Here is a 26,744-nt window from a genome sequence, read left to right as displayed (position 1 = left end):
AGATGTGTATAAGAGACAGCGATGCAGAGGCCCGGGTTTTTTCAGGTAAACCGCGGCGACGCAATCGCGAGCAAGCCCGCTCCCACAGGTGTTACAGCGTCAGCGTGAGCTTTTTGACCAATGCCCCCGGCAGCAGATTTGACGCCGTCTGGCGTTGGTCGTAGGTGCTGGCCGAGAGCAACAACTCACGCTCGGCTGTCAGCGCTTCCAGTTGTGAACCCAGCAGACTATAGACGCTGTCATCAAAGCGCATGGTGTTGACCGGGGCCTTTATCTCGCCGTTTTCCACCCAGAAAGTGGCAAAGCGGGTCATGCCGGTCAGGCGGGCGGCCGGTTGGTCCGAGTAGTTCAGGTACCACAGGTTGCTGATATACAACCCGGTGCCCAACTGCTTGAGGATGTCGGCCTGCACCAGGCTCCCTGCCGCCATCGCCAGTGCGCTCGGGGCTTCGCCCTCCGGTGCGCCGTTGACCTCAAGGCCATACTCGGCGGCACTGCGAGAACTCACCAGTTGCTGCTCGGCTTTGCCGTGTTTGACCAGCGACAAGTCCTGACGCGGATACCCCTCGCCGGAAAACGCCGGGCTCAGGGACTGGCTGACCTGCTCGTCAAACGACACCAGCGGGCTCAGTTGCGCATCGCCCGCGTAGAGCTTTTGCAGCGGGCTGGATTTGCTGGCCAGTGCCTGGGCCGAAAAACCGCCCCAGCACAGCATGCTCATCACTTCTTCCAGCGCCGCCGGCGCCAGGTAGGCTCGGTACTCACCGGGCGCCAGGGCATGCAGCGGGCGATCGAGGAAACTCAGTTGCTCGCGGGCCAGTTGCATGCGCCGGGCGAAACGTTCGCTGTCCCAGTCGGCGCCGGCGTAGCTGGCCTTGACCGCCTGACCGTTGCTGTGGAACAAACTCCAGTCGAAATTGAAGCTATTGGCCTGATGCCAGCCAAACGCGCCCTCGGAGCTGGCATAGCCGTAGCTGATCGGGCCGCTGGCATAAAATCCGACCAGATCTACGCCTTTGGATGCACTGCGGATTTCTTCCAGAACCCGGGCCGTGTCCGGCAGGGGCTGGTTCTGCACGTTATGGCTGTTCCACGGCTGCGGGTTGAGCAGTAAATACGGATCGGCGGGCAACAATGGCAAGGTGTCGCGCAGTTGCCGCAGGGCATCGGCCAGGCGCTGTTTGTCGACATTAGGCTCGCCAGCCAGGGTGAGGTTCACATCGGCGTGGCGGCCGTCGTGGATCAGCTTCAGGCTCAGGCTGGCCTGTTGCACCTGCCCGGCCTGACGCACCTTGCCCTTGTTGAAACGGATAAATTCCGATGCTTCGCCGTTATAGCCCAGGGTGAACTGCTCAGGCGCAAGGATCGCTTTGCCCAACCACTCGACCAACCCCTTGAACTGCTCGGCCTGACTCAATGGGGTACTCATCAGGCATCACCTCCAAACACATCGATTTGACTGAACACGCAGGCGGGGGACGCATGGCCCACGCGGATCACCTGGTTGGGTTCGCCCTTGCCGCAGTTCGGGGTGCCCAGCACCTTGAAGGTGCTGGCGTCGCCCACGGCGCTGAGGTTGCGCCAGAACTGATCGGAAATGCCCCGGTAGTTGGGGTTCTTGACCACGCCCTTGAGTTCACCGTCCTCGATCAACTGGCCCCACTCGCAACCGAACTGGAACTTGTTGCGCGCGTCGTCGATCGACCAGGACCGGTTGGTGGCCATCAGAATGCCGCTTTCGATACCGCCGATCATTTGCTCAAGCGACTGATCGCCTGGCTCGATATTGAGGTTGGCCATACGGTCAATCGGTGGCCGGTTCCAGCCGCAGGCGCGGCTGTTGGCCACGCCTTCGAGGCCCGAGCGGAACTGTGACAGTGCGCCACCCAGCGGGCGTAGCAGCAAGCCTTCGCGGATCAGGAACTCCTTGTAGGCCGGGGTGCCGTCGTCGTCGAAGCGGTAGCTGGCGAGCTCCTCGGGGATGGTTGGGTCGAAGGTCACGTTCAGCAGCTTTGAGCCATATTGCAGGCTGCCGAAGTCGCTGGCCTTGACGAAGCTGGTACCGGCGTAATTGCGCTCGTCACCGAGAATGCGGTCCAGTTCCAGCGGGTGTCCGATGGACTCATGGATTTGCAGGATCATCTGGTCGGGCATCAGCAGCAGAACGCGTTTGCCGACCGGAGCATTGGGTGCCAGCAGCAATTGCAGGGCCTGATCGGCGACCTGGGGTGCGGCACCGATCAGCCCGCAGCGGCTGATCACATCGGCGCCACCTTGCTGGCCGAAGTTTTCGCGGCCCAGGCTGCGGCTCTGGCTATCGTTGCCGTCATAGGCGGTGACGCCCATGCCCGGGTAAACGAAGCGCTGCGCCCGGCGCAACTCGGCGCCAGCGCTGTTCAGGTAGATTTGCTCGACGTGATTGAGGCCCAGCGAAACCACCCAGCTCACCAGCCGCTCGTCTTTGGGTACGGCGGCTGATTCGGCGCCCAGCAGGGCAAAGCACTCGCTGAGTGAGGGGAAAGCCTGGTCAAGATCGGGTGAGAAAAAGTCGGCGCGCTCATGGCACACCGGTTCCTGGCTCAGGTTGAGCAGCGCATGCCCGGCGATCAGCTGGGCCTGGGCTTCGGCGCGGTCGAGGGCCGCCTGCAGGCCGGCCTGGGACAGGTCGTTGGTGGCGGCGTAGGCTTCGATACCGCGCAACCGCACGGTGAGCATGGCGCCTTGGTCGTGACTGAATGAGGGAGGCTCTGCGACGTTCTTGCGTACCGACAGGTATTGCCCGGACTCGCGTACATAGCGTAACGAAAAGAACTCGGCTCGGGTGCGCAGTGCGGCAAAGCGCTGCTTGAGCTGAGGGTAGAAATCGAACATGCACAGACCTCCTTGGACTTGGTGGGTCTGTGGGAGCGGGCTTGCTCACGATGCAGGCAGTGCGGTTAACCCGCTGGACCGCGGTGATGCCATCGCGAGCAAGCCCGCTCCCACAGGGGCGCGCGTAGCGTGTTAAACCGGGCAACCCTTGGCGCGCAGGATGGCGTCAAAACGGTCCGGGTCCAGGGTGCCTTCTTTGATTGCCTTGAGCGTTGCCTGTTCACGGGCCAGCAGATCGTGGCAACGGATCAGCAATTCCGGCAGTTCACTGCGCGAAGCCGCAACCACGCCGTCACCGTCGCCGATCATCAGGTCGCCTGGCATTACCAGCATACCGGCACACGAGATGGGGACGTTGATTTCGCCGCCGCCGTCAGTGCTCGGGCCGCGATGTACGCCGCCGATGGCATAGGCGGGCAGTTCACCGGTCTGCCACTCGTCGAGGTCGCGCAGGGCGCCGTTGATCACCACGCCGACAATCCCGGCCTTGAGGGCCATGGCACGCATGATGCCGCCGAACACGGCACGGGTCAGGTCGGCACTGCCGTCGATCACCAGCACATCGCCGGGGCGGGCCATTTGCATGGCTTTGAGGATCATCAGGTTGTCGCCCGGGCGTACACGGACGGTCAGCGCGCTGCCCAGCATCGGGCGGGTACCGTGGAACGGCTTGAGGCCCAGGCCACCCACGTTGCGGCCCAGACAGTCACTGACTGCGGCTGCGGGGATCTTGCTGAATTCGGTGAGCCATTTTGGATCGAGAGGTTCTGCGTTTGGATTAATCAGGAAGCCGGTCGGCCATTTGCTCGAAGAGACAACATCAAACATAGAAAACCTCTTGGCCAGGCAAGGCTGGCATGTCGGGTGGGGCGGGGGGGTGTGGCGCGAAGCGAGGCACTAGATTAGGCCTGCGCTGAAGCGGGGGCAAGCGGGGCAAGATGAAACTCAAGAGTTACACAAAATTCGTAGCAGCTGCCGAAGGAAGGAGGCTGCGTCCGGTTGCGAAGCGACCGTGAAACCAGATGACGCGATTCATCAGAAGAACCGCGTAGCCTGAATTTACGACGGCTGTGCCGCCGGACGTAGCCTCGCTCCGCTCGTCAACTGCTACGGATAGTGCTTACTGCGCGGTACGGCTCACTTCACGCAGCGGCTTGCCGCGTACCGGCGCGTCGCCTGCGACGTAGTAGTCGGCAGTGCTGCGCGGCTCCGGCTGGCGGCCACGGATCTTGTCGGCAATTTTCTCGGCGATCATGATCGTCGGTGCGTTGAGGTTGCCGGTGGTGATCAGCGGCATGATCGAGGCATCGACCACACGCAGGCCCTGCATGCCATGCACACGGCCTTCGCCGTCGACTACAGCCATTTCGTCGGTGCCCATTTTGCACGAGCAGGACGGGTGGAACGCGGTCTCGGCGTGTTCGCGGATAAAGGTATCCAGCTCTTCGTCGGTCTGCTTGTCGATGCCCGGGCTGATTTCACGGCCACGGAATGCATCCAGTGCTGGCTGCTGCATGATTTCACGGGTCAGGCGGATGCCGTCGCGGAATTCCTGCCAGTCCTGCTCGCTGGCCATGTAGTTGAACAGGATGCTCGGATACTCGCGCGGGTCCTTGGACTTCACATTGATCCGGCCACGGCTCGGCGAACGCATGGAGCCCATGTGCGCCTGGAAACCGTGTTCTTTCACCCCGTTGCTGCCGTTGTAGTTAATCGCTACCGGCAGGAAGTGGTACTGGATGTTCGGCCATTCGAATTCTTCGCGGGTGCGGATAAAACCACCGGCTTCAAACTGGTTGCTGGCACCGATGCCTTTGCCCAGGAACAGCCACTCGGCACCAATGGCCGGCTGGTTGTACCAAAGCAGCGACGGGTACAGCGACACCGGCTGGGTGCAGGCGTATTGCAGGTACAACTCAAGGTGATCCTGCAGGTTCTGGCCAACGCCCGGGAGGTCGTGCACCACCGGGATATCGAGGCTGTTGAGCAGTTCGGCCGGGCCGACGCCGGAGCGTTGCAGCACGGTTGGCGAGCCGATTGCGCCGCTGCACAGCAGCACTTCCTTGCGGGCCTTGGCCTGGATGCGGGTGTCGCTGTCGCCGACCATATAGGAAACGCCAACGGCGCGTTTACCTTCAAACAGGATCTTGTCGGTCAGGGCGTGGGTGACGATTTTCAGGGTCGAACGCTGCTTGGCCGTGTCCAGGTAGCCGCGGGCGGTACTGGCGCGACGGCCGTTCGGCGTCACGGTACGGTCCATCGGGCCGAAACCTTCCTGCTGATAGCCGTTCAGGTCTTCGGTGCGCGGGTAACCGGCCTGTACACCGGCTTCAACCATGGCGTGGAACAACACGTTGTTCCCGGCTTTGGGCGTGGTCACGCTGACCGGACCATCGCCACCGTGGTAGTCGTTGGGGCCGATATCGCGGGTTTCGGCTTTGCGGAAGTACGGCAGGCAGTCCAGGTACGACCAGTCTTCGAGGCCCGGGTATTTCGCCCAGCCGTCGTAGTCCATCGCGTTACCGCGGATGTAGCACATGCCGTTGATCAGGGACGAACCGCCCAGGCCCTTGCCGCGGCCACATTCCATGCGACGGTTATCCATGTGTGGCTCTGGATCGGTCTCGAAGGCCCAGTTGTAGCGACGCCCTTGCAGCGGGAATGCCAGCGCCGCAGGCATCTGCGTGCGGAAGTCGAAACGGTAGTCCGGGCCGCCTGCTTCAAGCAGCAGCACGGTGACGCCTTGGTCTTCAGTCAGACGGGTCGCCAGGGTGTTACCGGCAGAGCCGGCACCAATGATGATGTAATCGAATTCTTGGGACATAAATGCACCCTCTTTGAAGTTGTGGCAGAGCTTGTGGGAGCGAGCCTGCTCGCGATTGCATCAGCGCGGTGCAACTGATGCACCGCGTCGCCTGTATCGCGAGCAAGCCCGCTCCCACAGGGTTTATGCGGGCCTGTCGGTTTAGAACACCGAAACGTAGTCGCCCAGCTCTACCTGTACCGATTTGATCTGGGTGTACTGAGCCAGCGAGCTGATACCGTTTTCACGGCCAATGCCCGATTGCTTGTAGCCGCCCACCGGCATTTTTGCGTCGGACTCACCCCAGGCGTTGATCCAGCAAATGCCCGCTTCCAGCTGATGAATCACGCGGTGAGCGCGGTTCAGGTCCTTGGTCACGACGCCAGCAGCCAGGCCGAACTCGGTGTCGTTGGCGCGGCGGATCACTTCTTCTTCGCTGTCGTAAGTGAGGATGCTCATGACCGGGCCGAAGATTTCTTCTTTGACGATGGTCATGTCATCGGTGCAGTCGGTGAACACGGTCGGTGCCACGAATGCGCCCTTGGCCAGATCACCTTCGGTCAGGCGTTCACCGCCGCACAGCAGGCGGGCGCCTTCTTCTTTGCCCTTGGCAATGTAGCCCAGCACGCTTTCCATGTGAGCAAAGCTGACCAGCGGGCCGAAGTTGGTGTTTTCGTCTTGCGGGTTGCCGATACGGATGCGCGCTACGCGCTCCAGAATCTTGGCTTCAAACGCCGCTTTCATGGCCGTCGGGATAAATACGCGGGTGCCGTTGGTGCACACCTGGCCCGAGCTGTAGAAGTTAGCCATCATCGCGGTATCCGCGGCGCGATCCAGGTCGGCGTCGTCGAAAATGATCAGCGGTGATTTGCCGCCCAGTTCCATGGTCACGTCTTTGAGCGACGACTGGGTAGCACTGGCGGTGACTTTCTTGCCGGTATCGGTGCCGCCGGTGAACGAGATTTTCGCGATGCGCGGGTGCTCGGTCAGCCAGGTGCCCACTTCACGGCCGCTGCCAGTTAGAACGTTGAATACGCCGTCCGGCAGGCCCGCTGCGGTGAAGACTTCGGCGAGCTTCAGGGTAGTCAGGGAAGTGACTTCACTTGGCTTGAAGATCATTGCGTTGCCGGCAGCCAGGGCCGGTGCGGATTTCCACAGGGCGATCTGGATCGGGTAGTTCCACGCGCCGATACCGGCCACAACGCCCAACGGCTCGCGACGGGTGTACACGAACGAAGTGTCGCGCAGCGGGATTTGCTCGCCTTCGATGGCGGGCGCCAGGCCAGCGTAGTACTCCAGTACGTCGGCGCCGGTGACGATGTCGACATAACGGGTTTCGGAGTACGACTTGCCGGTGTCCAGGGTTTCCAGGGCGGCCAGTTCATCGTTGCGCTCGCGCAGGATTTCCACGGCGCGCCGCAGGATTCGCGAACGCTCCATGGACGTCATGGCGGCCCAGATTTTCTGGCCTTTTTCGGCGCTGACTACAGCGCGCTCGACGTCTTCTTTGGTAGCGCGTTGCACTTGCGCGAGGACTTCGCCGTTAGCCGGGTTGATGGCATCGAAAGTAGCGTCGCTACCGGCGTCGGTGTAGCCGCCGTCGATGTAGAGTTTTTGCAGTTCGAAACGGGCCATAAAATCCTCGCAAGTGCAGACAAGTGGTGGGCGTTAATCGTGAGTCGGGTGCCCTCTAGCTGTGGCACCGCAGATTCACGACAGTTCAGGGGTTAAGCGTTAATTGGGCCTAACTCACCTGTTTCGCCAGTTGTAGATCCATATATTCGTAGCAGATGCGTTGTGCCTGGTCGGTGTCGAAGCCGTCACCGGAAAGGGCACCCCGCAACCATAGACCATCGATGAGCGCTGCCAGGCCTCGTGCTGCATTGCGGGCCTGGGCCTGGGGCAACACCCGGCGGAACTGGCAGCACAGATTGGAGTACAAGCGGTGGTCGTTGATCCGCTGCAATCTGTGCAACGACGGTTGGTGCATGCTGGCCGCCCAAAAGGCCAGCCAGGTTTTCATTGCCGGGCCATTGACCTGGCTGGCGTCGAAGTTGCCCTCGACGATGACCTGTAAATGAGCCCGCGGGCTGTCGTCGCCCAACGCCTGGCGGCGCTCGGTGACGTTGTCGATCAAGACGTTCATCAAGTACCGCATGGTGGCGGCAATCAGACCGTTCTTGTCTTTGAAGTAGTGACTGATGATGCCGTTGGACACACCGGCCAGACGGGCAATCAGCGCAATGCTGGCATCTGCCATCCCGACCTGATCGACAGCCGTCAATGTGGCTTCGATCAACTGCTGGCGGCGTATGGGTTGCATACCGACCTTGGGCATTTCGCAAATCTCCTTGGGCCGGCGGTCAGTGCAAAAACATCACTGAACGGCAGCCAGTCTATTTTGTTTTGATTGAACGTTCAATCAACAAAGAATAAGCTCTGCGACAAATCGTCGCGATTTATGTCGTTTTCCTACGCATGAATGGCGCAAATCGACACGGTAAATTCCCATGGAACCCAAGCAGAAGCAGGCTTTCGCAGGCGCTGACGGGAGATCCAAACAGGCACAACGCATCAGACCAAGCGGGGCAGCCCTTGATTTCAAGGGGACGCACACAGGTTTTGAACGCGGTCTGGGCGGGTCCGGTTTTTTAGCGGTGTCTTTATATCACTCGACCGTTGGTCGCTATCTAGGCGAATGGTCGTGTGGTGCGTTGCCTTAAGTCCTTGTCTCGCACTCCCTGGAGCATCCGTGCAATGAGTTCTGCCTCTCTTATAAAGACCCCACCGCAAAAGGTGACGGTCAACGGTTGGGTGTTTTACACCTCCACTGCCTTGATACTTTTGCTGACTGCCATCCTGATCATTGCCCCCGAAGAAGCGGGCCGTATCCTGGGTGTGGCCCAGGAATGGCTGTCGCGCAGCTTCGGCTGGTACTACATGGTAGTCATCGCTGCTTATCTGATCTTTGTGGTCGGGTTGGCGTTTTCGTCCTACGGAAAATTGAAACTGGGAACGAAACAGGACACCCCGGATTTCAGCTATGGCGCCTGGGCCGGGATGCTGTTCTCGTCCGGTATCGGTATTTCGCTGCTGTACTTCGGCGCATCCGAACCGCTGGATCACTACTTCAACCCGCCTGAAGGCGTGTCGGGCAGCCATGAAGCAGCGCGCCAGGCGTTGCAACTGACTTTCCTGCACTGGGGCCTGCATGGCTGGGCGATTTACGCGCTGGTCGGTCTGGCCGTGGCCTATTTTGCCTACCGTCACAACCAGCCGCTGGCGTTGCGTTCGGCGCTGTATCCGTTGATGGGCGAGCGCTGGGTCAAAGGTGCTGCGGGCCATGCGGTGGATGGCTTCGGTATGTTCGTGACACTGCTGGGCCTGGTGACCAACCTGGGCATTGGTTCGATGCAGGTGTCGTCGGGGCTTGAGAACCTGTTCGGCATGGAACACAGCAACACCAACCTGTTGATCGTGATCATCGTGATGAGCACCGTGGCGACCATTGCTGCAGTCTCGGGCGTTGAGAACGGCATCCGCCGACTGTCCAACCTGAACATTATCCTGTTCAGTGGCCTGCTGATTTTCGTGCTGCTGTTCGGTCCGACCCTGCACCTGCTCAACGGTTTTGTGCAAAACACCGGCGACTACCTCAACGGTATCGTGATGAAAACCTTCGACCTGTACGTGTACGAAGGCGACAGCAGGAAAACCGAAGGCTGGCTGGGCCTGTGGACTCTGTTCTACTGGGCCTGGTGGATTTCCTGGGCCCCATTTGTCGGGATGTTTATCGCGCGTATTTCCCGTGGTCGCACGGTGCGTGAACTGGTGGCGGGCGTGCTGTTGATTCCGCTGGGCTTCACCTTGGCCTGGTTGTCGATCTTCGGTAACTCGGCGCTGGACCTGGTGGTTAACCACGGTGCCGTGGAGCTGGGTAAAACGGCGCTTGAGCAGCCGTCGATGGCGATTTATCAACTGCTTGAGCATTACCCTGCGTCGAAAATTGTTATCGGTGTCTCGATCTTTGTCGGCTTTGTGCTGTTCCTGACCCCGGCCGACTCCGGCGCGGTGATGATGGCCAACCTGTCGTGCAAAGGCGGTGATGTGGACGAAGATGCGCCGCACTGGCTGCGGATCTTCTGGTCGGCGGTAATCACGCTGGTGACTATCGGCCTGCTGTTTGCCGGTAACTTTGCGGCGATGCAAACCATGGTGGTACTGGCCGGTTTGCCGTTTTCGGTGGTATTGATCCTGTTTATGTTTGGCCTGCACAAGGCGATGCGCCAGGACACTCTGGTTGAACAGGAACAAGCCGAGCTGGCTGCCCGTGGCCGTCGTGGTTTCAGCGAGCGGCTGACTGCACAGGACCTGCAACCGACTCAAGCCGTGGTGCAGCGTTTTATGGACAAACACGTGACCCCGGCACTGGAAGATGCGGCGGTACAATTGCGTAGTCAGGGGCTTGATGTGCAGACCCTGCTGGGCAGCGCCAAGCGTTGCATGGGCGTGCGGGTTGAAATGGAAGAAGGTAACCCGTTTGTCTACGAAGTCAGCCTGGATGGCTACCTGGCCGCACCGAGCGAGTCGGGTGAAGACGAAGTGCGCAGCCGTTATTACCGCGCTGAGGTGTACTTGCACAACGGTAACCAGGAGTACGACTTGATGGGCTTCACCCAGGAGCAGATCAGCCGTGACGTGCTCGATCAGTTTGAAAGCCATCGCCAACTCCTTGGCCGCGTATATAGCTAAGAACTGCAAAAGCCCCTCACCCTCTCCCTCCGGGAGAGGGTTGGGGTGAGGGTAATGCCTACCCCAGATTCTTGCCCAGCAGCGCGTGATACAGCTCTGTATCCCCCAGTATCCCTACCACTTTGTGATCGTCGTGCAGCACCAGTTTGTTGCCGGTCTGGTAACGGATCTGTAGTGCATCGCGCATGCCGATGCCACTGTCCACCAGGGTTGGCCCACGCCCCAGGCCTTCTACTGCCTGACCGCTTTTCCAGTGTTGCAGGTCCACCACAGCAGCACCCTGGCGCACGCCTTTTATGGTGTTGCCCTCCGCCAGATCAATCCACGAGTCATCCCCCGGGTCGATGCACACCGAGCCATTGATGCGTTTGCAGTTGTCCAGTGTGCGCATCAGACTGCGCCCGCACAGCACGTTGAGCGGGTTGGTATGGGCAACAAAGGTGCGTACATAGTCATCGGCGGGGTTGAGCACGATTTCTTCAGGCTTGCTGTACTGCACGATCTTGCCGTCTTTCATGATCGCAATGCGGCTGCCCAGCTTGAGTGCTTCGTCCAGATCATGGCTGACAAACACAATGGTCTTGTTCAGCTTGTGTTGCAGTTCCAGCAACTCATCCTGCAAGCCCTGGCGGATCAACGGGTCAAGTGCCGAAAAGGGTTCGTCCATCAGCAGGATATCGGCGTCCATCGCCAGTGCCCGCGCCAGGCCAACCCGCTGCTGCATGCCGCCGCTCAACTCATCGGGCTTTTTATTGCGCCATTGGGTCAGACCCACCAGCTCAAGTTTTTCATCCACCAGGGTGCGGCGTTCCTTTTCGGGACGGCCCTGCATCTCCAGCCCGAAGCTGATGTTTTCGCGCACCGTCAGCCAGGGCATCAGGGCGAATTTCTGAAACACCATGGCGATGCGCTTGGTGCGCATCATCTTCAGTTCGGCAGGGGTGCACGAGGCAATGTCTATCTGCTTGCCTTCGTGCTCTACATACAACTGGCCGCGACTGACCGTATTGAGCCCGTTGATGCAGCGCAGCAAGCTGGATTTCCCCGAGCCTGACAAACCCATCAGTACGCAGATTTCACCTTTTTCGATGTCCAGGCTGGCCTTTTCCACGCCAACAATCTGCCCGGTTTTTTTCAGGATCTGATCCCGCGACAAGCCCTGGTCCAGAAGGCCGAGTGCTGCCCGGGGGTCTTTGGCGAAGATCACGTCAACATTATCGAAACGGATAATACTCATGCGTCGGCTCCTGCTTTGGCGTCCGGCTGCTTGCAGATACGGTCGAGCATGATGGCCAGCAGCACGATCGCCAGCCCGGCTTCAAAGCCCAAGGCGATATCGGCAGTGTTGAGGGCATTGACCACCGGTTTGCCCAGACCATCGGCACCCACCAGGGCGGCGATCACCACCATCGACAATGACAGCATGATGCATTGGGTAATCCCGGCGGCGATGCTCGGCATGGCGTGGGGAAGCTCGATACGGGTGAGCAACTGGCGACGGGAGCAGCCAAAGGCCTTACCCGCATCAAGCAACTCATGGGGGACATCGCGGATGCCCAGGTAAGTCAGGCGGATCGGCGCGGCAATGGCAAATACCACTGTGGAAATCAGCCCCGGCACCACGCCCAGCCCGAACAGGGTCAGGGTCGGGATCAGGTAAACGAAGGTAGGAACGGTCTGCATCAGGTCGAGAACAGGACGCATAAAGGTGTAGAACATGGGTTTGTGCGCCGCGAGAATTCCTAGCGGCACGCCGATGATCACGCATACAAATGTAGCGAACAGCACCTGGGCCAGGGTTTCCATGGTTTCTTGCCAATACCCCAGGTTAAGGATCAGCAGAAACGACAGCGCCACAAAAACCGTGAGCCCCCACTTGCGCTGGATAAAGTGGGCAAGCAGTGCAATCAGCCCGATAAACACAAAGGGGTTGAACCAGGTCAGGGCAAAGGTCACGGCGTGGATCATGGCTTCCAGCGTGCTGGCGATGGCATCGAAGGTGCTGGCGCCGTGCTGGGTCAGCCAGTCGACGAAGTTTGCAATGTAATCGCCCAGAGGGATTTTTTGATCAATCAGCATGGTAGTGAACGTCCGCATGCAGGGGAATTGAAACGGAGCCGGGCGCAGTTGCCGCCCGACGCCCGCGATTACTTCGCAAGGCTGGCTTTAACGGCCTCAAGCCCGGGCTTGCCATCCACCGTGGTAACACCCGCGAGCCAGCTTTCAAGCACTTGCGGGTTTTGTTTGAGCCAGGCTTTGGCGGCCGCGTCGGGTTTGATCTTGTCGTCCAGCACCTTGCCCATCAGGGTGCTTTCCATGTCCAGGGTAAACACCAGATTCTTCAGTAACTGACCCACGTTGCTGCATTCTTCGGTGTAGCCCTTGCGGGTGTTGGTGTAGATGGTCGCCTGACCATAGTTGGGGCCGAAGAACTCATCGCCACCGGTGAGGTATTTCATTTTGAAGCGAGTGTTCATCGGGTGGGGTTCCCAGCCCAGGAACACCACCTCGGTGCCACGACGCTGGGCGCGGTCAACCTGCGACAGCATCCCCGCTTCGCTGGATTCCACCACCTTGAAGCCGGCGTCCTTCAGGCCGAAGGCGTTTTTGTCGATCATGGTCTGGATCATGCGGTTGCCGTCGTTGCCCGGCTCGATGCCGTAGATCTTGCCGTCCAGTTCCTTGCTGAATTTGGGCAGGTCGGAGAAGTCCTTGAGGCCCTTCTCATAGAGGGCTTCGGGTACGGCAAGGGTGTATTTGGCGTTCTCCAGGTTGGCGCGCACTGTCTCGACGGTGCCCGCGTCGCGGTAGGCCTTGATGTCGTTTTCCATGGTCGGCATCCAGTTGCCGAGAAACACGTCCATGTTCTTGCCATCGGCCAGCGACTTGTAGGTAACCGGCACGGAAATCATGGTGGTTTTGGTTTTGTAGCCCAGGCCCTTGAGCACTTCGCTGGTAACGGCGGTGGTGACGGTGATGTCGGTCCAGCCGACATCCGAAAAATTGACGGTACTGCATTGCGCCGGTTCTGCTGCCTGGGCGATGACGGGCAGACTCAGCAATGCAGCCAGCAACAACGATGAGGAATGTGTCATGGAGCGACTCCTGTGTGTCCGGGTTGCGGTTTTCGATCGAAAAGCCGCACATATCAGTTGCGGTCGGGCGATGCCCGGCAGGCGTGTTGCCAGCGCATCTTGCAATCGAGTCAGAACCGATCATGTAACAGCGAAAATCAAACGCCTACAGGGGGCGTCGCATCCAGTACAGGCAGGGTCGTATCTAGTACCTGCGAGGTCGTATCTGGACGAATGAGGCTTGAAAACTGTCTTTTTCATACCTCTGCGCCCTATAAAACGTCGGGGGCGCTGGCAGGCAAAGGCGGGTCGTAGCTGGACGTTTTTGCCGACTGCAAACACCCCATGATGCAAGGCATTCACCCCCGAGGTTCGTGCTCATGGCTATCAGCGTGTTTGACCTGTTCAAGATCGGTATCGGCCCTTCCAGTTCCCACACCGTGGGCCCGATGCGGGCGGCGGCGCTGTTTGTGCAGGGCTTGCGTGAACGCGATCAACTGCAACAGGTAAGCCGTATCGAAGTGCAGCTCTATGGCTCGCTGTCGGCCACCGGTATCGGTCATGGCAGCGACAACGCGGTCATCATGGGTTTGATGGGGGAGTGGCCGGATGCGATTGATCCGTCCTGCATTGGTTCGCGTATCGCGCAGCTGCGCGAAAGCCGCACCCTGTTACTCGACGGCCATGTACCGATTCCGTTCGACTGGGCGCAGGATATGCGCCTGATAGACGAGAACCTGGCATTTCATCCCAATGCCATGACCCTGGTAGCGCACAGCGGGCACGGCATATTGCATGGCGATACTTATTACTCGGTTGGCGGTGGCTTTGTAGTGGATGCGGCGCAAGCGGCCAGTGGCGTATTGGACATGGATCGCACCGAGCTACCTTACGATTTTAATAGTGCCGTCGAACTGCTGGACCTGTGCCGCACACATCACCTGAGCGTGGCGGCATTGATGATGGCCAACGAACGCATCTGGCGCAGCGAAGATGAAATCCGCTGCGGTCTGATCAAACTTTGGCGCGCCATGCAGGACTGCGTGGAGCAAGGCCTGAAACATGAAGGCATCCTGCCCGGCGGCCTCAATGTACGTCGGCGTGCTGCGCGCCTGCACCGCAGCCTGCTGGAACTGGGCAAGCCCAATGTGATCGGCTCGACCCTGAGCGCGATGGAATGGGTCAACCTGTTCGCCCTGGCGGTCAACGAAGAAAACGCAGCCGGCGGGCGCATGGTCACGGCGCCCACCAATGGTGCGGCAGGGATCATCCCGGCAGTGTTGCACTACTTTATGAAATTCAGCGATGAAGTCAGCGAAGCCCATGTGGTCGACTACCTGCTGAGCGCCGCGGCGATCGGCATTTTGTGCAAAAAGAATGCGTCGATTTCCGGGGCTGAAGTGGGCTGCCAGGGCGAAGTCGGCTCGGCCTGCGCGATGGCGGCCGCCGGGCTGGCGCAAATCCTCGGCGCCACCCCGGAGCAACTGTGCAACGCCGCTGAAATTGGTCTGGAGCATAACCTGGGCCTGACCTGTGACCCGGTGGGCGGGTTGGTACAAGTACCCTGCATCGAGCGCAACGCGATTGCCGCAGTCAAGGCGATCAACGCGGCGCAGATGGCCTTGCGTGGCGATGGCCAGCACTTTATCTCTCTGGACCGGGTGATCCGCACCATGCGCGACACCGGTGCCGACATGCACGACAAATACAAGGAAACCTCGCGCGGCGGCCTGGCGGTCAGTGCGGTGGAATGTTGAGCCCCCAAACACCTCTGGGAGCGAGCTTGCTCCTACAGCCTCGGCGCTTTTTCAGCGCACACCGACCCGTTTTGGCGCACTCGTACTTTCGGTGACATTCTGTAACCGAGCAGCTCCTACACCCTTCCCACAAGTGCTACCGATGTGCTCAACAGCCTCGGTCAGCACCTGTGTATCCGTGTTTAACCGTCATTTCCCATCACCCTGCCAGACACATTGCGACGTCGTTTTCAGACTTTGTTGAATAGCCATTCAAGTTTAGGCATGGCATTTGCGTTGTCATTTCAAAGCCCCGTGAAACGAGGGTAATAACAAGAGCCTGTGCCTGAGGCCATCACCCGCTTTGTGTGAGGAGATACCGCGATGACGTCGTTCAACTCCGGGGTCCAACCCCAGAACCGTACGCCTCAATCCATCGGCTTTCTGCTGCTGGACAATTTCACGCTCATTTCCCTGGCTTCCGCGATAGAACCTTTGCGCATGGCCAACCAGTTGTCGGGCCGTGAGTTGTATCGCTGGAGCACCCTCAGCGCCGATGGCAGTCAGGTCTGGGCCAGTGACGGTCTGCAGGTGACCCCCGACGCCAGCATGCACAAGGCTCCGGCGCTGGACATGGTCATCGTGTGTGGTGGTATCGGCATTCAGCGCACCGTGACCCGTGAGCATGTGTCCTGGTTGCAGAGTCAGGCGCGCCAGTCCCGTCGCCTGGGTGCCGTGTGCACCGGCAGCTGGGCCCTGGCCTATGCCGGCTTGCTCGACGGTTTTGATTGCAGTGTGCACTGGGAATGCCTGGCCTCGATGCAGGAAGCCTTCCCGCGCGTGGCCATGAGCACGCGGCTGTTTACCCTCGACCGCAGCCGTTTTACCAGCTCGGGCGGCACGGCACCGCTGGACATGATGCTGCACCTGATCAGCCGCGATCATGGCCGTGAACTGTCGGCGGCGATTTCGGAAATGTTTGTGTATGAACGTATCCGCAACGAGCAGGACCACCAGCGGGTGCCGCTCAAGCACATGCTTGGCACCAACCAGCCCAAGCTGCAGGAAATCGTCGCGTTGATGGAAGCCAACCTCGAAGAGCCCATTGACCTTGATGAGCTGGCGGTGTATGTGACTGTGTCGCGGCGCCAGCTCGAGCGCTTGTTCCAGAAGTACCTGCATTGTTCGCCGTCGCGCTATTACCTGAAGTTGCGGCTGGTGCGGGCGCGGCAGTTGCTCAAGCAAACACCGATGTCGATTATTGAAGTGGCGGCGGTGTGCGGCTTTGTGTCCACGCCGCATTTTTCCAAGTGCTACCGCGAATACTTCGGCATTCCGCCACGGGATGAGCGGGTGGGTTCCAACACTGCGCAGCAGACCACCCTGGTGCAGATCCCGCAGTCCCTGTTGCTGGCGCCGCTGGCCGGGCCGATGTCGGCGTTGAATCAGGCGCGCAATGAGTCGACGTTTGCCAGTGTGAGGATTTAACAATCAAAAGCGCCCTCACCCGGGGTGGGGAGGGCGCTTGATCTGTATCGAGGCGCAAAACTGCTTTTGCTTTTAGTCCCCCTCCCTTCGGGAGAGGGCTAGGGTGAGGGCGCTTTTGCCTTACCCGACCTTGCTCTGCTTGAACTGCGCCAAGCCCGGCAGCAACTGCCGGTCAATGGCCTCGCGCACTGCAGGCAAAATGGTTGCGCTGCCGGTGTAGAGCTTTTCGACCAACCCCTTGAGGGCGCGGGCATTGGTTTCGTTCAGCCCACAGACTGCCGTTGTGCAGGCCTGCTCCGCCGTACCTGACACTTCAAAGCCCAGCGAGCGCAGTTGGCCAACCAGATCCTGCTCATCAATCAAATCCGCGTGCATCATGACTTTTTATCCTTCTACAAAGCGCGATCGAAGTCTGATTCTGGTAGGGCTTTAGCCAGTGGGCAAGGGCGGTTTGGTGATATGTCTGATATGCCTAAGAACAGGTCGTTTTAAGGCACAGGCAAGGCAATCACCCGACTCACATACTCGGGTCTCGGCAGATCACGCTGTTGCTCCCCGATGGCCTGCAATACGGCCAGCGTGTGCTCGCCAAAGGGTGCGGAACGCGGGCCTGCCAAGTCCACGTGCAGCAGCATTTGCTCATTGCCCGCGAGGGCTCGCCCATCACCTGCCAGGTGCAGGCTGTGATAGACATGCAGGCGTTTTTTGTCGTGGCCGATGAGCTGGGTACGCACTTCAACGTGGGCGCCGAGCTTCACCTCGTGCAGGTAATTAAGATGCACCTCCAGGGTGAACAGTGAATGACCGCTGGCTTCGCGGCCCTGGCTGTCCAGCCCCAGGCGGTCCATCAGGGCATCCGTGGCGTAGCTGAAAATCAGCAGATAAAAGGCGTCGCGCAAGTGGCCGTTGTAATCGACCCATTCTTCAAGAATGGGCGTGGTGTAGGTGGTGAGGGTGGGCATGCTGTACCTCGCGGTTCGATCAGTCGTTGATGGTCATGCCATGTTTGAGTCTGGTTGCGTTCACCGCTTCCATCACCGCCAGCAGGCAGTCATCCCGATAGCTTTCCAGCGCGGCAATGCTGTGCTGGCCGAGTTGTTCAGTGGTGCCTTCCACCACATCGTCGATCAGTTTTTCGCTCAGTTCCGGAGCGGGCAAATACGTCCACGGCAGTTGCAGCGCCGGGCCGAACTGGTTCATGAAATGTCGCATTCCGGCATCGCCACCGGCCAGGGTGTAGGTCAAAAAGGTACCCATGAACGACCAGCGCAACCCTGCGCCAAAGCGAATGGCGTCGTCAATTTCACCGGTGCTGGCCACCCCGTCATTGACCAGGTGCAGCGCCTCGCGCCACAAGGCTTCGAGCAGACGGTCGGCAATAAACCCGGGCACTTCCTTGCGCACATGCAGGGGGCGCATGCCCAGGGATTGATAAACCTTGATTGCCGCCTGAATGGCCTCGGGAGCGGTTTTTTGCCCGCCCACCACCTCGACCAATGGCAACAGGTAAACCGGGTTGAACGGGTGCCCGACAATGCAGCGCTCGGGGTGTGTGGAGGTTTCATAAAATTCGCTGGGCAGCAGGCCCGAGGTGCTGGAGCCGATCAATGCATCGGGTTTGGCGGCGGCGCTGATTTTGCTGTGCAGTTCAAGCTTCAGGTCGAGTCGCTCCGGGGCGCTTTCCTGAATGAAATCGGCATCGCGCACGCATTCATCAATGGTGCTGACAAACCGCAACCGGTGTTGGGATGCGCCTTCAGCAAGGCCGCTTTTTTCCAGTGCGGGCCAGGCTTTGGCGACGCGTTTGCGCAGGGCCGCTTCGGCACCGGGGGCCGGATCCCAGGCCACCACGTCCAGGCCGTGGGCGAGGGCGCGAGCAACCCAGCCGCTGCCAATGACACCGCTGCCCAGGGCGGCGAAGGTTTTAATCTCGGTGATAAAGGTCATGGCGTGCTCCTGGATAAAAATAATGAGATTGCGTGGGAGCGAGCCTGCTCGCGAAGGCCCCAAGGGCACCGCGATAACTCAGTCAACAGGCGTTATCGTTGACGACCTTCGCGAGCAGGCTCGCTCCCACAGGGAATGCTGCTGCGTAGTTGCTTAGCGGCGTTCTTTAAGGCCCATCTTCACCCTGCCTTCAGCCGGGCTCAGCACCCGTGCACCCAGGCGGCTGAGGATCTCTGTGGCGCGCTCCACCAGTTGCCCGTTGGTGGCCAGCACTCCTCGGTCCAGCCATAAATTGTCCTCAAGCCCGACCCGCACGTTGCCGCCCAGCAGCACCGCCTGCGCGGCCATCGGCATTTGCATGCGACCAATGCCGAAACCGGCCCACACCGCATCAGGCGGCAAATTGTCGACCATGGCTTTCATGCTGGTGGTGTCTGCCGGAGCGCCCCACGGGATACCCAGGCATAGTTGAAACAGCGGGTCATCCAGCAGGCCTTCCTTGATCATCTGTTTGGCGAACCACAAATGGCCGGTGTCGAAAATTTCCAGTTCGGCTTTAACGCCAAGTTCCTGGATGCGCATGGCGCCCGCTCGCAGCTGTGCCGGGGTGGACACGTAAATCGTGTCGCCGTCGCCAAAGTTCAGGGTGCCGCAGTCCAGGGTGCAAATTTCCGGCAACAGCTCCTCGACGTGAGCCAGACGGGTCAGCGGGCCGACCAGGTCGGTGTTGGGACCAAACTCCATCGGGTTCTCACCCGGGCCGATATGCAAGTCCCCTCCCATCCCGGCCGTGAGGTTGACGATGATGTCGATGTCCGCCTCGCGGATGCGCTCCATCAGTTCGCGGTACAGCGCTACATCGCGGCTGAACTGCCCGGTTTTCGGGTCGCGTACATGGCAATGCACTACTGTGGCTCCGGCCTTGGCCGCTTCCACGGCAGCTTCGGCAATTTGCTTGGGGGTGACCGGTACCAAAGGGCTGCGGCCGCTGGTGTCGCCGGCACCGGTGAGTGCGCAGGTGATGATGACGTCGTGGTTCATGGGGCATTTCCTTGGGGCGTAGAGCGCCACACCGCAGCCATTGCAGGCTGCGCAGGGCGGGCTCGGTGTTGAATTATTTAGCGCTGAGTTTCAGGTTCCCGGCAGCGGGTTTGCCGTCTACCGTGGTCACCCCTTCAAGCCAGCGCTGCTGGTCTTGCGGGTGGTCCTTGAGCCACTGCCGGGCGGAGGCTTGAGCATCCTTGTGATCAAGCAGCGGCTGCATCATGCGGCTCTCGTCTTCGGCGCTGAAGGTCAGGTTGCTGAGCAAACGGCTGACGTTCGGGCAGCGGCTGGCGTAGTCCGGGGCAGTGACCGTCCACACCGTGGCCCGGCCTTCATCGGGGCCAAGGGCATCTTCACTGCCCGTCAGGTAGGTCATGTCCTGATTAATATTCATCGGGTGCGGGGTCCAGCCGAAGAACACAATCGGCTCATTGCGTTTTACTGCGCGGGTCACCGCCGAGAGCATGCCGGCTTCACTGGACTCCACCAACTGGAACTTGCCCAGGCCAAACTGGTTTTTCTCGATCATGGCCTTGATCTGGGTATTGGCGCCGGAGCCCGGTTCGATCCCGTAAATCCTGCCGCCCAGTTCTTTCTCGAATGTGGCAATGTCAGCAAAGCTTTTGAGCCCCTTGTCAGCCATATAGGTTGGAACGGCAAGCATGGCCTTGGCGTCTTTAAGGCTCGGTTCGGCCAGTACCGTGACCTGTTTGGCGTCCACAAACGGGGTAATGCTCTGGTTCATGATCGGGTTCCAGTAACCCAGAAACATGTCCAGCCGCTTGTCACGCAGGCCGGCGAAAATAATTTGCTGTGAGGCACTGGTCTGTTTGGTTTTATAGCCCAGACCGTCGAGCAGGGTTTGCGCCATGGCGCTGGTGGCGATTACATCGGTCCAATTGACCACGCCCATGCGTACGTTCTTGCACGAAGCATCTTCAGCCGCCAACGCGTAGGGGCTCAGTACCAGCAGGCAACAGCTGATCAATCGTTTCATGGGGAGGGCCTCGGCAGGTTGTTATTGGGGGATCGGCGTCTTTGTGCACCGTGATACCAAGGTACGCAGGCGGCGTGCTGCGCAACCGCACTGGGGCGACGTGGATTTGCACTGCAGCGACCTGACTGTGGTTCAATCCGCTGAACCGACGTGAGAGCGCCCCCTATGGCCCAGGATTTCTACTTCCTTCTGCTGCCCGGCTTTTCCTCAATGGGCTTTATTTCGGCCATCGAGCCGCTGCGGGTGGCCAACCGTTTTCGCGGTGAGCTGTACCGCTGGCATGTGCTCAGTTGCGGGGGTGGCGCCGTGTTGGCGAGCAACGGTATGTCGGTCAATGCCGAAGGCGGGTTTGAGGCACTTGAAGCCGGGGCGACGTTGTTGGTGGTGGCCGGCTTTGATCCGCTGACCCACGTGACCCCGGCGCTGATTCAGTGGCTGCGTCGCCTGGACAACGACGGCGTCACCTTGGGTGGCATCGACACGGGTAGCGTGGTACTGGCGCAGGCAGGTTTGCTCGACGGCTATCGCCTGACCTTGCATTGGGAGGCGCTGGAAGCGTTCAAGGAGTCATACCCCAGGCTGCATGTGACTCAAGAGCTGTTTGAGATTGACCGCCAGCGCATCACCTGTGCGGGCGGTACAGCCTCCATCGACCTGATGCTCGACCTGATAGCCCAGGCTTATGGGCCTGAGTTGGCGATTCAGGTGTCCGAGCAATTCGTGCTTGGCCGTATCCGTCAGCGCAAAGACCACCAGCGCATGCAGGTCGCCAGCCGTTATGGCATTCATAACAAGAAATTGGTGCAGGTGATTGGCGAGATGGAACAGCACAGCGAGCCGCCACTGAGCACTGCGCAACTGGCGCTTGGCATCAACGTTACGCGGCGCCAGCTGGAGCGTCTGTTCCGTTTGCACCTGAACGACACCCCGCGCAACTTCTATCTGGGCCTGCGCCTGGAAAAGGCCCGGCAACTGCTGCGTCAGACCGACATGAGCGTGCTGGACATCAGCATTGCCTGCGGCTTTGAGTCACCGTCGTATTTCACCCGCAGCTACCGGGCGCGGTTTACCTGTGCGCCGAGGCAGGATCGGGTTGCCGCTACTAACCCTTGAGCAACGCCGCACACGCCGCCTTGTAGGCCTCATGCTGATACTTGTTCAGCGAGGCGGGCAAGTCGAAGGCGTGTTTCTTGTATTGCGCATTGAGGGTCTGTGGCGACAGCAACTGCACCTCGCAATCGTCCAGCAACTGGATGATGCCCTCGATCTTGAAGGTAGTCGGGCCACCGGCAAATTCACCCTTTTTGCTGCGCTTCTTGATTGCAATGCGGGTGATGCCGTTGGCTTTCACAAAGGCCGCTATTTGCATGGCGAAGGCTTTGACGTTGACGCTCTCGTCATCGTCGTCCAGGGCGATTTTCTTGGTGGCATTGGCCCTGTGTTCAAGGCCATTGGTGCCTTGGGCTGCCATTGCAAAAATGGCTTCGCTGCCTTTGATCTCGATACCGCAAATAGTCATAAAAACCCTGGTTTATTCAATATGAAGATCAGTCCTGCCCGATCGATTCCAGAAACTCTGAACGGTCATCGCTGATACGCGCCATGCAATCGTTCTGGGCGATGTTGAACGCTTCGGTGCCGGCGGTGGCGGGGAACACGGCAATTGCGCAATCGGCGTCGCGCTGGTGCAACCACAGGGCCTGGGCGGTCTTTATCTTGCTCAGGATGTTATTGAGTTGCGTCGCGTTACTGCCGTACAGCGAAGTCATGCGTTCCTGCAGGGCTTCGTAGTTTTCGCTCAGCAATTGTTCGGCAGCATTCTTGCTGAACACCGAGCACGCCAGGGTTTGCCGGTCGTTTTCTACCGCGTCGCACGGGTTGTAGTCGGCATTTTCAGCTGCATGAGCGCCGCCGGTGAACAATGCCAAGGCCAGGAGAATCGATTTCATTGCCGCTTCCTAATCCATAGTTGGGGCCGATTCTGGCTTATGCGTGAGCCAAAGAACAGATAGCTCATGACATTGCTGTCGGCGGCTTTGTCGCGTGTTGACGCTTTCGGCAATTGCGCTGTCGCTTTTGCACCCGGCTGGTTTTGACCCCGGGCCTATGCTGGCCCCAATAGCGCCGGCAGACGATTCGGCGCAGCAAACGCCAATAAGGGGACGCCTGATGAGCCCAACCGAGTTGCACGCAGACAGTATCGTTATCGACGGGCTGATCATTGCCAAATGGAACCGCGAACTGTTTGAAGACATGCGCAAGGGCGGCCTCACCGCTGCCAACTGCACTGTGTCGGTATGGGAGGGCTTCCAGGCCACGATCAACAACATCGTCGCCAGCCAGACCCTGATCCGCGACAACAGCGACCTGGTGCTTGCGGTCAAGACCACTGCCGATATCCGTCGCGCCAAGGAACAGGGCAAGACCGGGATCATCTTCGGCTTCCAGAATGCCCATGCCTTTGAAGACCAGCTGGGCTATATCGAGATCTTCAAGCAGCTCGGCGTTGGCGTGGTGCAGATGTGCTACAACACCCAGAACCTGGTGGGCACCGGCTGCTATGAACGCGATGGCGGGCTCTCGGGGTTTGGCCGTGAAGTAGTGGCTGAAATGAACCGTGTCGGGATCATGTGCGACCTGTCCCACGTGGGTTCGAAAACCTCGGAAGAGGTGATCCTGGAATCGAAAAAACCGGTCTGCTATTCCCACTGCCTGCCGTCCGGCCTCAAGGAACATCCACGCAACAAATCCGACGCCGAGCTCAAGTTCATTGCCGACCATGGCGGTTTTGTCGGGGTGACCATGTTCGCGCCGTTTCTGGCCAAGGGTATTGATTCGACCATCGACGACTACGCCGAAGCGATCGAATACACCATGAATATTGTCGGCGAAGATTCGATCGGTATCGGCACTGACTTTACCCAGGGCCACGGTCAGGACTTTTTCGAAATGCTGACCCACGACAAGGGCTACGCCCGCCGCCTGACCAGCTTCGGCAAGATCATCAACCCGCTGGGCATCCGCACCGTGGGCGAGTTCCCCAACCTGACCGAAACCCTGCTCAAGCGCGGCCACAACGAGCGCGTGGTGCGCAAGATCATGGGCGAGAACTGGGTCAACGTGCTCAAGGATGTCTGGGGCGAGTAACCGCACCGTATTTGTTGCGTAGCAGCTGCCGAAGGCTGCGTCCGGCTGCGAAGCAGTCGTAAACCCATATTGCACATTTTTCCTGTCAGGGCGCAGTGAGCGGTTTTGCGACCGCTTCGCGCTCGAACGCAGCCTTCGACAGCTGCACGGGACTTCATCATCTTTTGGAGCGCTACCCATGGCCAAAATCGCCCCGCAATTACCCATCGAAGTCGACAGCGAAACCGGCGTCTGGACTTCCGACGCTTTGCCGATGCTCTATGTGCCGCGCCACTTTTTCGTCAACAACCACATGGGCATTGAAGAAGTCCTTGGCGCTGATACCTACGCCGACATTCTTTACAAGGCCGGCTACAAATCCGCCTGGCACTGGTGCGAAAAAGAAGCCGAATGCCACGGCATCGAAGGCGTCGCGGTGTTCGAACACTACATGAAACGCCTGTCCCAGCGCGGCTGGGGCCTGTTCAAGATCCAGGACATCGATCTCGACAAAGGCACTGCCACCATCAAGCTGGAACACTCCTGCTTTGTGTACGTGTACGGCAAGGTCGGGCGCAAGGTCGACTACATGTTCACCGGCTGGTTTGCCGGCGCCATGGACCAGATTCTGCACGCCCGTGGCAGCAACATCCGCACCGTGGCAGAACAGGTTTATAGCGGATCGGAAGAAGGCCACGACCACGGCCTGTTTATCGTCAAGCCGTTGTAAGTCGAGGATCGGGATATGGCGTTCGAAGCAATGTTTGAGCCGATTCAAATCGGCAAGCTGACCATCCGCAACCGTGTGCTGAGCACCGCCCATGCCGAGGTGTATGCCACCGATGGCGGCATGACCACCGAGCGTTATGTGCAGTACTACGAAGAAAAGGCCAAGGGCGGTATCGGCCTGGCGATTTGCGGCGGCTCTTCGGTGGTGGCCATCGACAGTCCGCAAGAGTGGTGGAGTTCGGTCAACCTGAGCACCGACCGCATTATCCCGCACTTCCAGAACCTGGCCGATGCCATGCACAAGCATGGCGCCAAGATCATGATCCAGATTACCCACATGGGCCGCCGCTCGCGCTGGGACGGCTTCAACTGGCCGACCCTGATGTCACCTTCCGGTGTACGTGAGCCGGTGCACCGGGCCACATGCAAAACCATCGAGCCTGAAGAAATCTGGCGGATCATCGGTAACTACGCCAGTGCCGCAGGCCGGGCCAAAGCCGGTGGACTGGACGGGGTTGAGCTGTCGGCGGTGCACCAGCACATGATCGACCAGTTCTGGAGCCCGCGTGTCAACAAACGCACCGATGAATGGGGCGGCAGTTTTGAAAACCGCATGCGTTTCGGCCTCGAAGTGCTCAAGGCCGTGCGCGCTGAAGTCGGCCCGGATTTCTGCGTGGGCATCCGCCTGTGCGGGGATGAGTTTCACCCTGATGGCCTGAGCCATGAGGACATGAAACAAATCGCCAAGTACTACGACGACACCGGCATGCTCGACTTTATCGGCGTGGTCGGCTCGGGATGTGACACCCACAACACCCTGGCCAACGTAATCCCCAACATGAGCTTTCCGCCGGAGCCGTTTTTGCACCTGGCCGCCGGGATCAAGGAAGTGGTCAAGGCCCCGGTGCTGCATGCGCAGAACATCAAGGACCCGAACCAGGCCACGCGGATTCTGGAGGGGGGTTATGTCGACATGGTGGGCATGACCCGTGCCCATATCGCCGATCCGCACCTGATCGCCAAGATCAAGATGGGCCAGGTCGACCAGATTAAACAATGCGTGGGTGCCAACTACTGCATCGACCGTCAGTACCAGGGGCTGGATGTGCTGTGCATCCAGAACGCGGCCACCTCCCGGGAATATATGGGCGTGCCGCATATCATCGAAAAATCCATCGGGGCCAAACGCAAGGTGGTGATTGTCGGCGCCGGGCCAGCAGGGATGGAGGCGGCACGGGTAGCTGCCGAGCGCGGTCATGACGTGACCCTGTTCGAGAAAAAGGACGCCATCGGCGGGCAGATCACCACCGCCTCCAAAGCGCCTCAGCGTGACCAGATGGCAGGCATCACCCGCTGGTTTCAACTGGAACTGGCGCGCCTGAAAGTTGACTTGCGCCTGGGCACCGCAGCGGATGCGGCGACGATCATGGACTTGCGTCCGGACATTGTGGTGCTGGCGGTGGGCGGGCACCCGTTTGTGGAGCAGAACGAACACTGGGGCGCGGCCGAAGGGCTGGTGGTCAGCAGCTGGGATGTACTCGACGGCAAAGTGGCGCCCGGCAAAAACGTGCTGGTGTACGACACCATTTGCGAATTTACCGGTATGTCGGTGGCCGATTTTGCGGCGGACAAGGGAGCGCAGGTCGAGATCGTGACCGACGACACCAAGCCCGGTGTGGCCATTGGCGGCACGTCATTCCCCACGTATTACCGCAGCCTGTATCCCAAGGAAGTGGTCATGACCGGCGACATGATGCTGGAGAAGGTCTACCGCGAGGGTGACAAGGTGATTGCTGTGCTGGAGAACGAATACACCGGTGTCAAAGAGGAGCGGGTGGTCGATCAGGTAATCATCGAAAACGGTGTGCGACCGGATGAAGAGCTGTATTACGGGCTCAAGCCGGATTCGCGCAACAAGGGCCAGATCGACGTCGAAGCGCTGTTCGCGATCAAGCCGCAACCGTGCTTGAGCGAGGCGGGGGACGGCTACCTGCTGTTTCGTATCGGTGACTGTGTGGCCCAGCGCAACGTGCATGCAGCGATCTATGACGCGCTGCGGTTGTGCAAGGATTTTTGACCCGACACCGAACCAATGTGGGAGCGGGCTTGCTCGCGATAAACGATCACGCGGTGGTGCTGATGCACCGCGTCGCCTGAATCGCGAGCAAGCCCGCTCT

23 protein-coding genes are annotated in these 26,744 nt (G+C 59.7%); 7 read left to right on the top strand and 16 right to left on the bottom strand.

Features of this window, described 5'->3' with window-relative positions:
- Positions 1-91: 91 nt before the first annotated feature.
- From QN377_RS12430 to betI, 6 genes are all read right to left on the bottom strand, one after another.
- A complete protein-coding gene (locus tag QN377_RS12430; protein ID WP_094999805.1) occupies positions 92-1,429 on the bottom strand; it encodes a TldD/PmbA family protein in 1,338 nt (445 codons plus the stop codon).
- Positions 1,429-2,871, bottom strand: coding sequence for a TldD/PmbA family protein (locus QN377_RS12425; RefSeq protein WP_322213833.1), 1,443 nt, complete (start codon positions 2,869-2,871; stop codon positions 1,429-1,431). Before QN377_RS12425 ends, QN377_RS12430 begins: the two co-directional genes overlap by 1 nt.
- A gap of 132 nt (positions 2,872-3,003) precedes the next feature.
- Entirely contained in the window at positions 3,004-3,699 is a 696-nt protein-coding gene (locus QN377_RS12420) for an RraA family protein (protein ID WP_094999807.1), read from the bottom strand.
- A gap of 292 nt (positions 3,700-3,991) precedes the next feature.
- Positions 3,992-5,695, bottom strand: a complete 1,704-nt coding sequence (betA, locus tag QN377_RS12415) for a choline dehydrogenase (protein ID WP_094999808.1) — start codon at positions 5,693-5,695, stop codon at positions 3,992-3,994.
- Positions 5,696-5,836: 141 nt separating this feature from the next.
- Complete coding sequence (gene betB, locus QN377_RS12410) at positions 5,837-7,309, bottom strand: betaine-aldehyde dehydrogenase (RefSeq protein WP_094999809.1); 1,473 nt, start codon at positions 7,307-7,309, stop codon at positions 5,837-5,839.
- Positions 7,310-7,418: 109 nt separating this feature from the next.
- Positions 7,419-8,012, bottom strand: a complete 594-nt coding sequence (gene betI, locus QN377_RS12405; protein WP_094999810.1) for a transcriptional regulator BetI — start codon at positions 8,010-8,012, stop codon at positions 7,419-7,421.
- Between the two features lie 476 nt (positions 8,013-8,488).
- Between betI and QN377_RS12400 the strand changes: the two genes are divergently transcribed.
- Positions 8,489-10,426, top strand: coding sequence for a BCCT family transporter (locus tag QN377_RS12400; RefSeq protein ID WP_238705530.1), 1,938 nt, complete (start codon positions 8,489-8,491; stop codon positions 10,424-10,426).
- Positions 10,427-10,484: 58 nt separating this feature from the next.
- Here QN377_RS12400 and choV read toward each other — a convergent pair whose 3' ends face one another.
- The 3 genes from choV to QN377_RS12385 form a co-directional block, all read right to left on the bottom strand.
- Positions 10,485-11,663: a choline ABC transporter ATP-binding protein gene (gene choV, locus QN377_RS12395; RefSeq protein ID WP_094999812.1), complete on the bottom strand. Its 1,179-nt coding sequence runs from the start codon at positions 11,661-11,663 to the stop codon at positions 10,485-10,487.
- A complete protein-coding gene (gene choW / locus QN377_RS12390; RefSeq protein ID WP_095019589.1) occupies positions 11,660-12,505 on the bottom strand; it encodes a choline ABC transporter permease subunit in 846 nt (281 codons plus the stop codon). The genes choV and choW overlap by 4 nt, the downstream gene beginning before the upstream one ends.
- Before the next feature lie 68 nt (positions 12,506-12,573).
- A complete protein-coding gene (locus QN377_RS12385) occupies positions 12,574-13,521 on the bottom strand; it encodes a choline ABC transporter substrate-binding protein (protein WP_095019590.1) in 948 nt (315 codons plus the stop codon).
- 359 nt (positions 13,522-13,880) lie between these two features.
- Here QN377_RS12385 and QN377_RS12380 point away from each other — a divergent pair, with 359 nt between their 5' ends.
- Together QN377_RS12380 and QN377_RS12375 are read left to right on the top strand one after the other, a co-directional pair.
- Positions 13,881-15,257, top strand: a complete 1,377-nt coding sequence (locus QN377_RS12380; RefSeq protein WP_095019591.1) for an L-serine ammonia-lyase — start codon at positions 13,881-13,883, stop codon at positions 15,255-15,257.
- A 363-nt stretch (positions 15,258-15,620) separates the two neighbouring features.
- Positions 15,621-16,724 (top strand): GlxA family transcriptional regulator, encoded by a 1,104-nt coding sequence (locus tag QN377_RS12375; RefSeq protein WP_088378748.1) that lies wholly within the window; start codon positions 15,621-15,623, stop codon positions 16,722-16,724.
- Positions 16,725-16,844: 120 nt separating this feature from the next.
- On the opposite strand, the gene QN377_RS12370 is transcribed toward QN377_RS12375, so the two are convergent.
- The 5 genes from QN377_RS12370 to choX form a co-directional block, all read right to left on the bottom strand.
- The gene (locus tag QN377_RS12370) at positions 16,845-17,102 is read right to left on the bottom strand and encodes a hypothetical protein (protein ID WP_094999816.1); all 258 of its coding nucleotides are present in this window, start codon (positions 17,100-17,102) and stop codon (positions 16,845-16,847) included.
- Between the two features lie 110 nt (positions 17,103-17,212).
- Entirely contained in the window at positions 17,213-17,686 is a 474-nt protein-coding gene (locus QN377_RS12365; protein ID WP_094999817.1) for a thioesterase family protein, read from the bottom strand.
- A 19-nt stretch (positions 17,687-17,705) separates the two neighbouring features.
- Positions 17,706-18,671: an L-carnitine dehydrogenase gene (locus QN377_RS12360; protein ID WP_094999818.1), complete on the bottom strand. Its 966-nt coding sequence runs from the start codon at positions 18,669-18,671 to the stop codon at positions 17,706-17,708.
- 153 nt (positions 18,672-18,824) lie between these two features.
- Positions 18,825-19,712 (bottom strand): 3-keto-5-aminohexanoate cleavage protein, encoded by an 888-nt coding sequence (locus QN377_RS12355; protein WP_095019592.1) that lies wholly within the window; start codon positions 19,710-19,712, stop codon positions 18,825-18,827.
- Between the two features lie 73 nt (positions 19,713-19,785).
- The gene (gene choX / locus QN377_RS12350) at positions 19,786-20,712 is read right to left on the bottom strand and encodes a choline ABC transporter substrate-binding protein (RefSeq protein WP_094999820.1); all 927 of its coding nucleotides are present in this window, start codon (positions 20,710-20,712) and stop codon (positions 19,786-19,788) included.
- A 165-nt stretch (positions 20,713-20,877) separates the two neighbouring features.
- Between choX and QN377_RS12345 the strand changes: the two genes are divergently transcribed.
- Positions 20,878-21,825, top strand: coding sequence for a GlxA family transcriptional regulator (locus tag QN377_RS12345; RefSeq protein WP_095019593.1), 948 nt, complete (start codon positions 20,878-20,880; stop codon positions 21,823-21,825).
- Here the strand turns inward: QN377_RS12345 and QN377_RS12340 are convergent.
- Entirely contained in the window at positions 21,815-22,231 is a 417-nt protein-coding gene (locus QN377_RS12340; protein ID WP_095019594.1) for a DUF3010 family protein, read from the bottom strand. The two genes, QN377_RS12345 and QN377_RS12340, sit on opposite strands and share 11 nt — an antisense overlap.
- Before the next feature lie 28 nt (positions 22,232-22,259).
- Positions 22,260-22,661, bottom strand: coding sequence for a lysozyme inhibitor LprI family protein (locus QN377_RS12335; protein WP_094999823.1), 402 nt, complete (start codon positions 22,659-22,661; stop codon positions 22,260-22,262).
- Positions 22,662-22,881: 220 nt separating this feature from the next.
- Here QN377_RS12335 and QN377_RS12330 point away from each other — a divergent pair, with 220 nt between their 5' ends.
- From QN377_RS12330 to dgcA, 3 genes are all read left to right on the top strand, one after another.
- Positions 22,882-23,859, top strand: coding sequence for a dipeptidase (locus QN377_RS12330; protein ID WP_094999824.1), 978 nt, complete (start codon positions 22,882-22,884; stop codon positions 23,857-23,859).
- A gap of 178 nt (positions 23,860-24,037) precedes the next feature.
- Positions 24,038-24,568 (top strand): 4-vinyl reductase, encoded by a 531-nt coding sequence (locus tag QN377_RS12325; protein WP_094999825.1) that lies wholly within the window; start codon positions 24,038-24,040, stop codon positions 24,566-24,568.
- A 15-nt stretch (positions 24,569-24,583) separates the two neighbouring features.
- Positions 24,584-26,644, top strand: coding sequence for a dimethylglycine demethylation protein DgcA (dgcA, locus tag QN377_RS12320; RefSeq protein ID WP_095019595.1), 2,061 nt, complete (start codon positions 24,584-24,586; stop codon positions 26,642-26,644).
- Positions 26,645-26,744: the final 100 nt, after the last annotated feature.

Origin of the sequence: Pseudomonas sp. CCC4.1 (assembly GCF_035019225.1) — a bacterium.
Lineage (GTDB): Bacteria > Pseudomonadota > Gammaproteobacteria > Pseudomonadales > Pseudomonadaceae > Aquipseudomonas > Aquipseudomonas bubulae.
This window is presented reverse-complemented; position numbering and strand designations above follow the sequence as displayed.

Bases quoted from the DNA above. Each gene is read 5' to 3' on its own strand.
- QN377_RS12430 (WP_094999805.1), bottom strand. From the start codon at position 1,429: ATGAGTACCCCATTGAGTCAGGCCGAGCAGTTCAAGGGGTTGGTCGAG.
- QN377_RS12425 (WP_322213833.1), bottom strand. From the start codon at position 2,871: ATGTTCGATTTCTACCCTCAGCTCAAGCAGCGCTTTGCCGCACTGCGC.
- QN377_RS12420 (WP_094999807.1), bottom strand. From the start codon at position 3,699: ATGTTTGATGTTGTCTCTTCGAGCAAATGGCCGACCGGCTTCCTGATT.
- betA (WP_094999808.1), bottom strand. From the start codon at position 5,695: ATGTCCCAAGAATTCGATTACATCATCATTGGTGCCGGCTCTGCCGGT.
- betB (WP_094999809.1), bottom strand. From the start codon at position 7,309: ATGGCCCGTTTCGAACTGCAAAAACTCTACATCGACGGCGGCTACACC.
- betI (WP_094999810.1), bottom strand. From the start codon at position 8,012: ATGCCCAAGGTCGGTATGCAACCCATACGCCGCCAGCAGTTGATCGAA.
- choV (WP_094999812.1), bottom strand. From the start codon at position 11,663: ATGAGTATTATCCGTTTCGATAATGTTGACGTGATCTTCGCCAAAGAC.
- choW (WP_095019589.1), bottom strand. From the start codon at position 12,505: ATGCTGATTGATCAAAAAATCCCTCTGGGCGATTACATTGCAAACTTC.
- QN377_RS12385 (WP_095019590.1), bottom strand. From the start codon at position 13,521: ATGACACATTCCTCATCGTTGTTGCTGGCTGCATTGCTGAGTCTGCCC.
- QN377_RS12380 (WP_095019591.1), top strand. From the start codon at position 13,881: ATGGCTATCAGCGTGTTTGACCTGTTCAAGATCGGTATCGGCCCTTCC.
- QN377_RS12375 (WP_088378748.1), top strand. From the start codon at position 15,621: ATGACGTCGTTCAACTCCGGGGTCCAACCCCAGAACCGTACGCCTCAA.
- QN377_RS12370 (WP_094999816.1), bottom strand. From the start codon at position 17,102: ATGATGCACGCGGATTTGATTGATGAGCAGGATCTGGTTGGCCAACTG.
- QN377_RS12365 (WP_094999817.1), bottom strand. From the start codon at position 17,686: ATGCCCACCCTCACCACCTACACCACGCCCATTCTTGAAGAATGGGTC.
- QN377_RS12360 (WP_094999818.1), bottom strand. From the start codon at position 18,671: ATGACCTTTATCACCGAGATTAAAACCTTCGCCGCCCTGGGCAGCGGT.
- QN377_RS12355 (WP_095019592.1), bottom strand. From the start codon at position 19,712: ATGAACCACGACGTCATCATCACCTGCGCACTCACCGGTGCCGGCGAC.
- choX (WP_094999820.1), bottom strand. From the start codon at position 20,712: ATGAAACGATTGATCAGCTGTTGCCTGCTGGTACTGAGCCCCTACGCG.
- QN377_RS12345 (WP_095019593.1), top strand. From the start codon at position 20,878: ATGGCCCAGGATTTCTACTTCCTTCTGCTGCCCGGCTTTTCCTCAATG.
- QN377_RS12340 (WP_095019594.1), bottom strand. From the start codon at position 22,231: ATGACTATTTGCGGTATCGAGATCAAAGGCAGCGAAGCCATTTTTGCA.
- QN377_RS12335 (WP_094999823.1), bottom strand. From the start codon at position 22,661: ATGAAATCGATTCTCCTGGCCTTGGCATTGTTCACCGGCGGCGCTCAT.
- QN377_RS12330 (WP_094999824.1), top strand. From the start codon at position 22,882: ATGAGCCCAACCGAGTTGCACGCAGACAGTATCGTTATCGACGGGCTG.
- QN377_RS12325 (WP_094999825.1), top strand. From the start codon at position 24,038: ATGGCCAAAATCGCCCCGCAATTACCCATCGAAGTCGACAGCGAAACC.
- dgcA (WP_095019595.1), top strand. From the start codon at position 24,584: ATGGCGTTCGAAGCAATGTTTGAGCCGATTCAAATCGGCAAGCTGACC.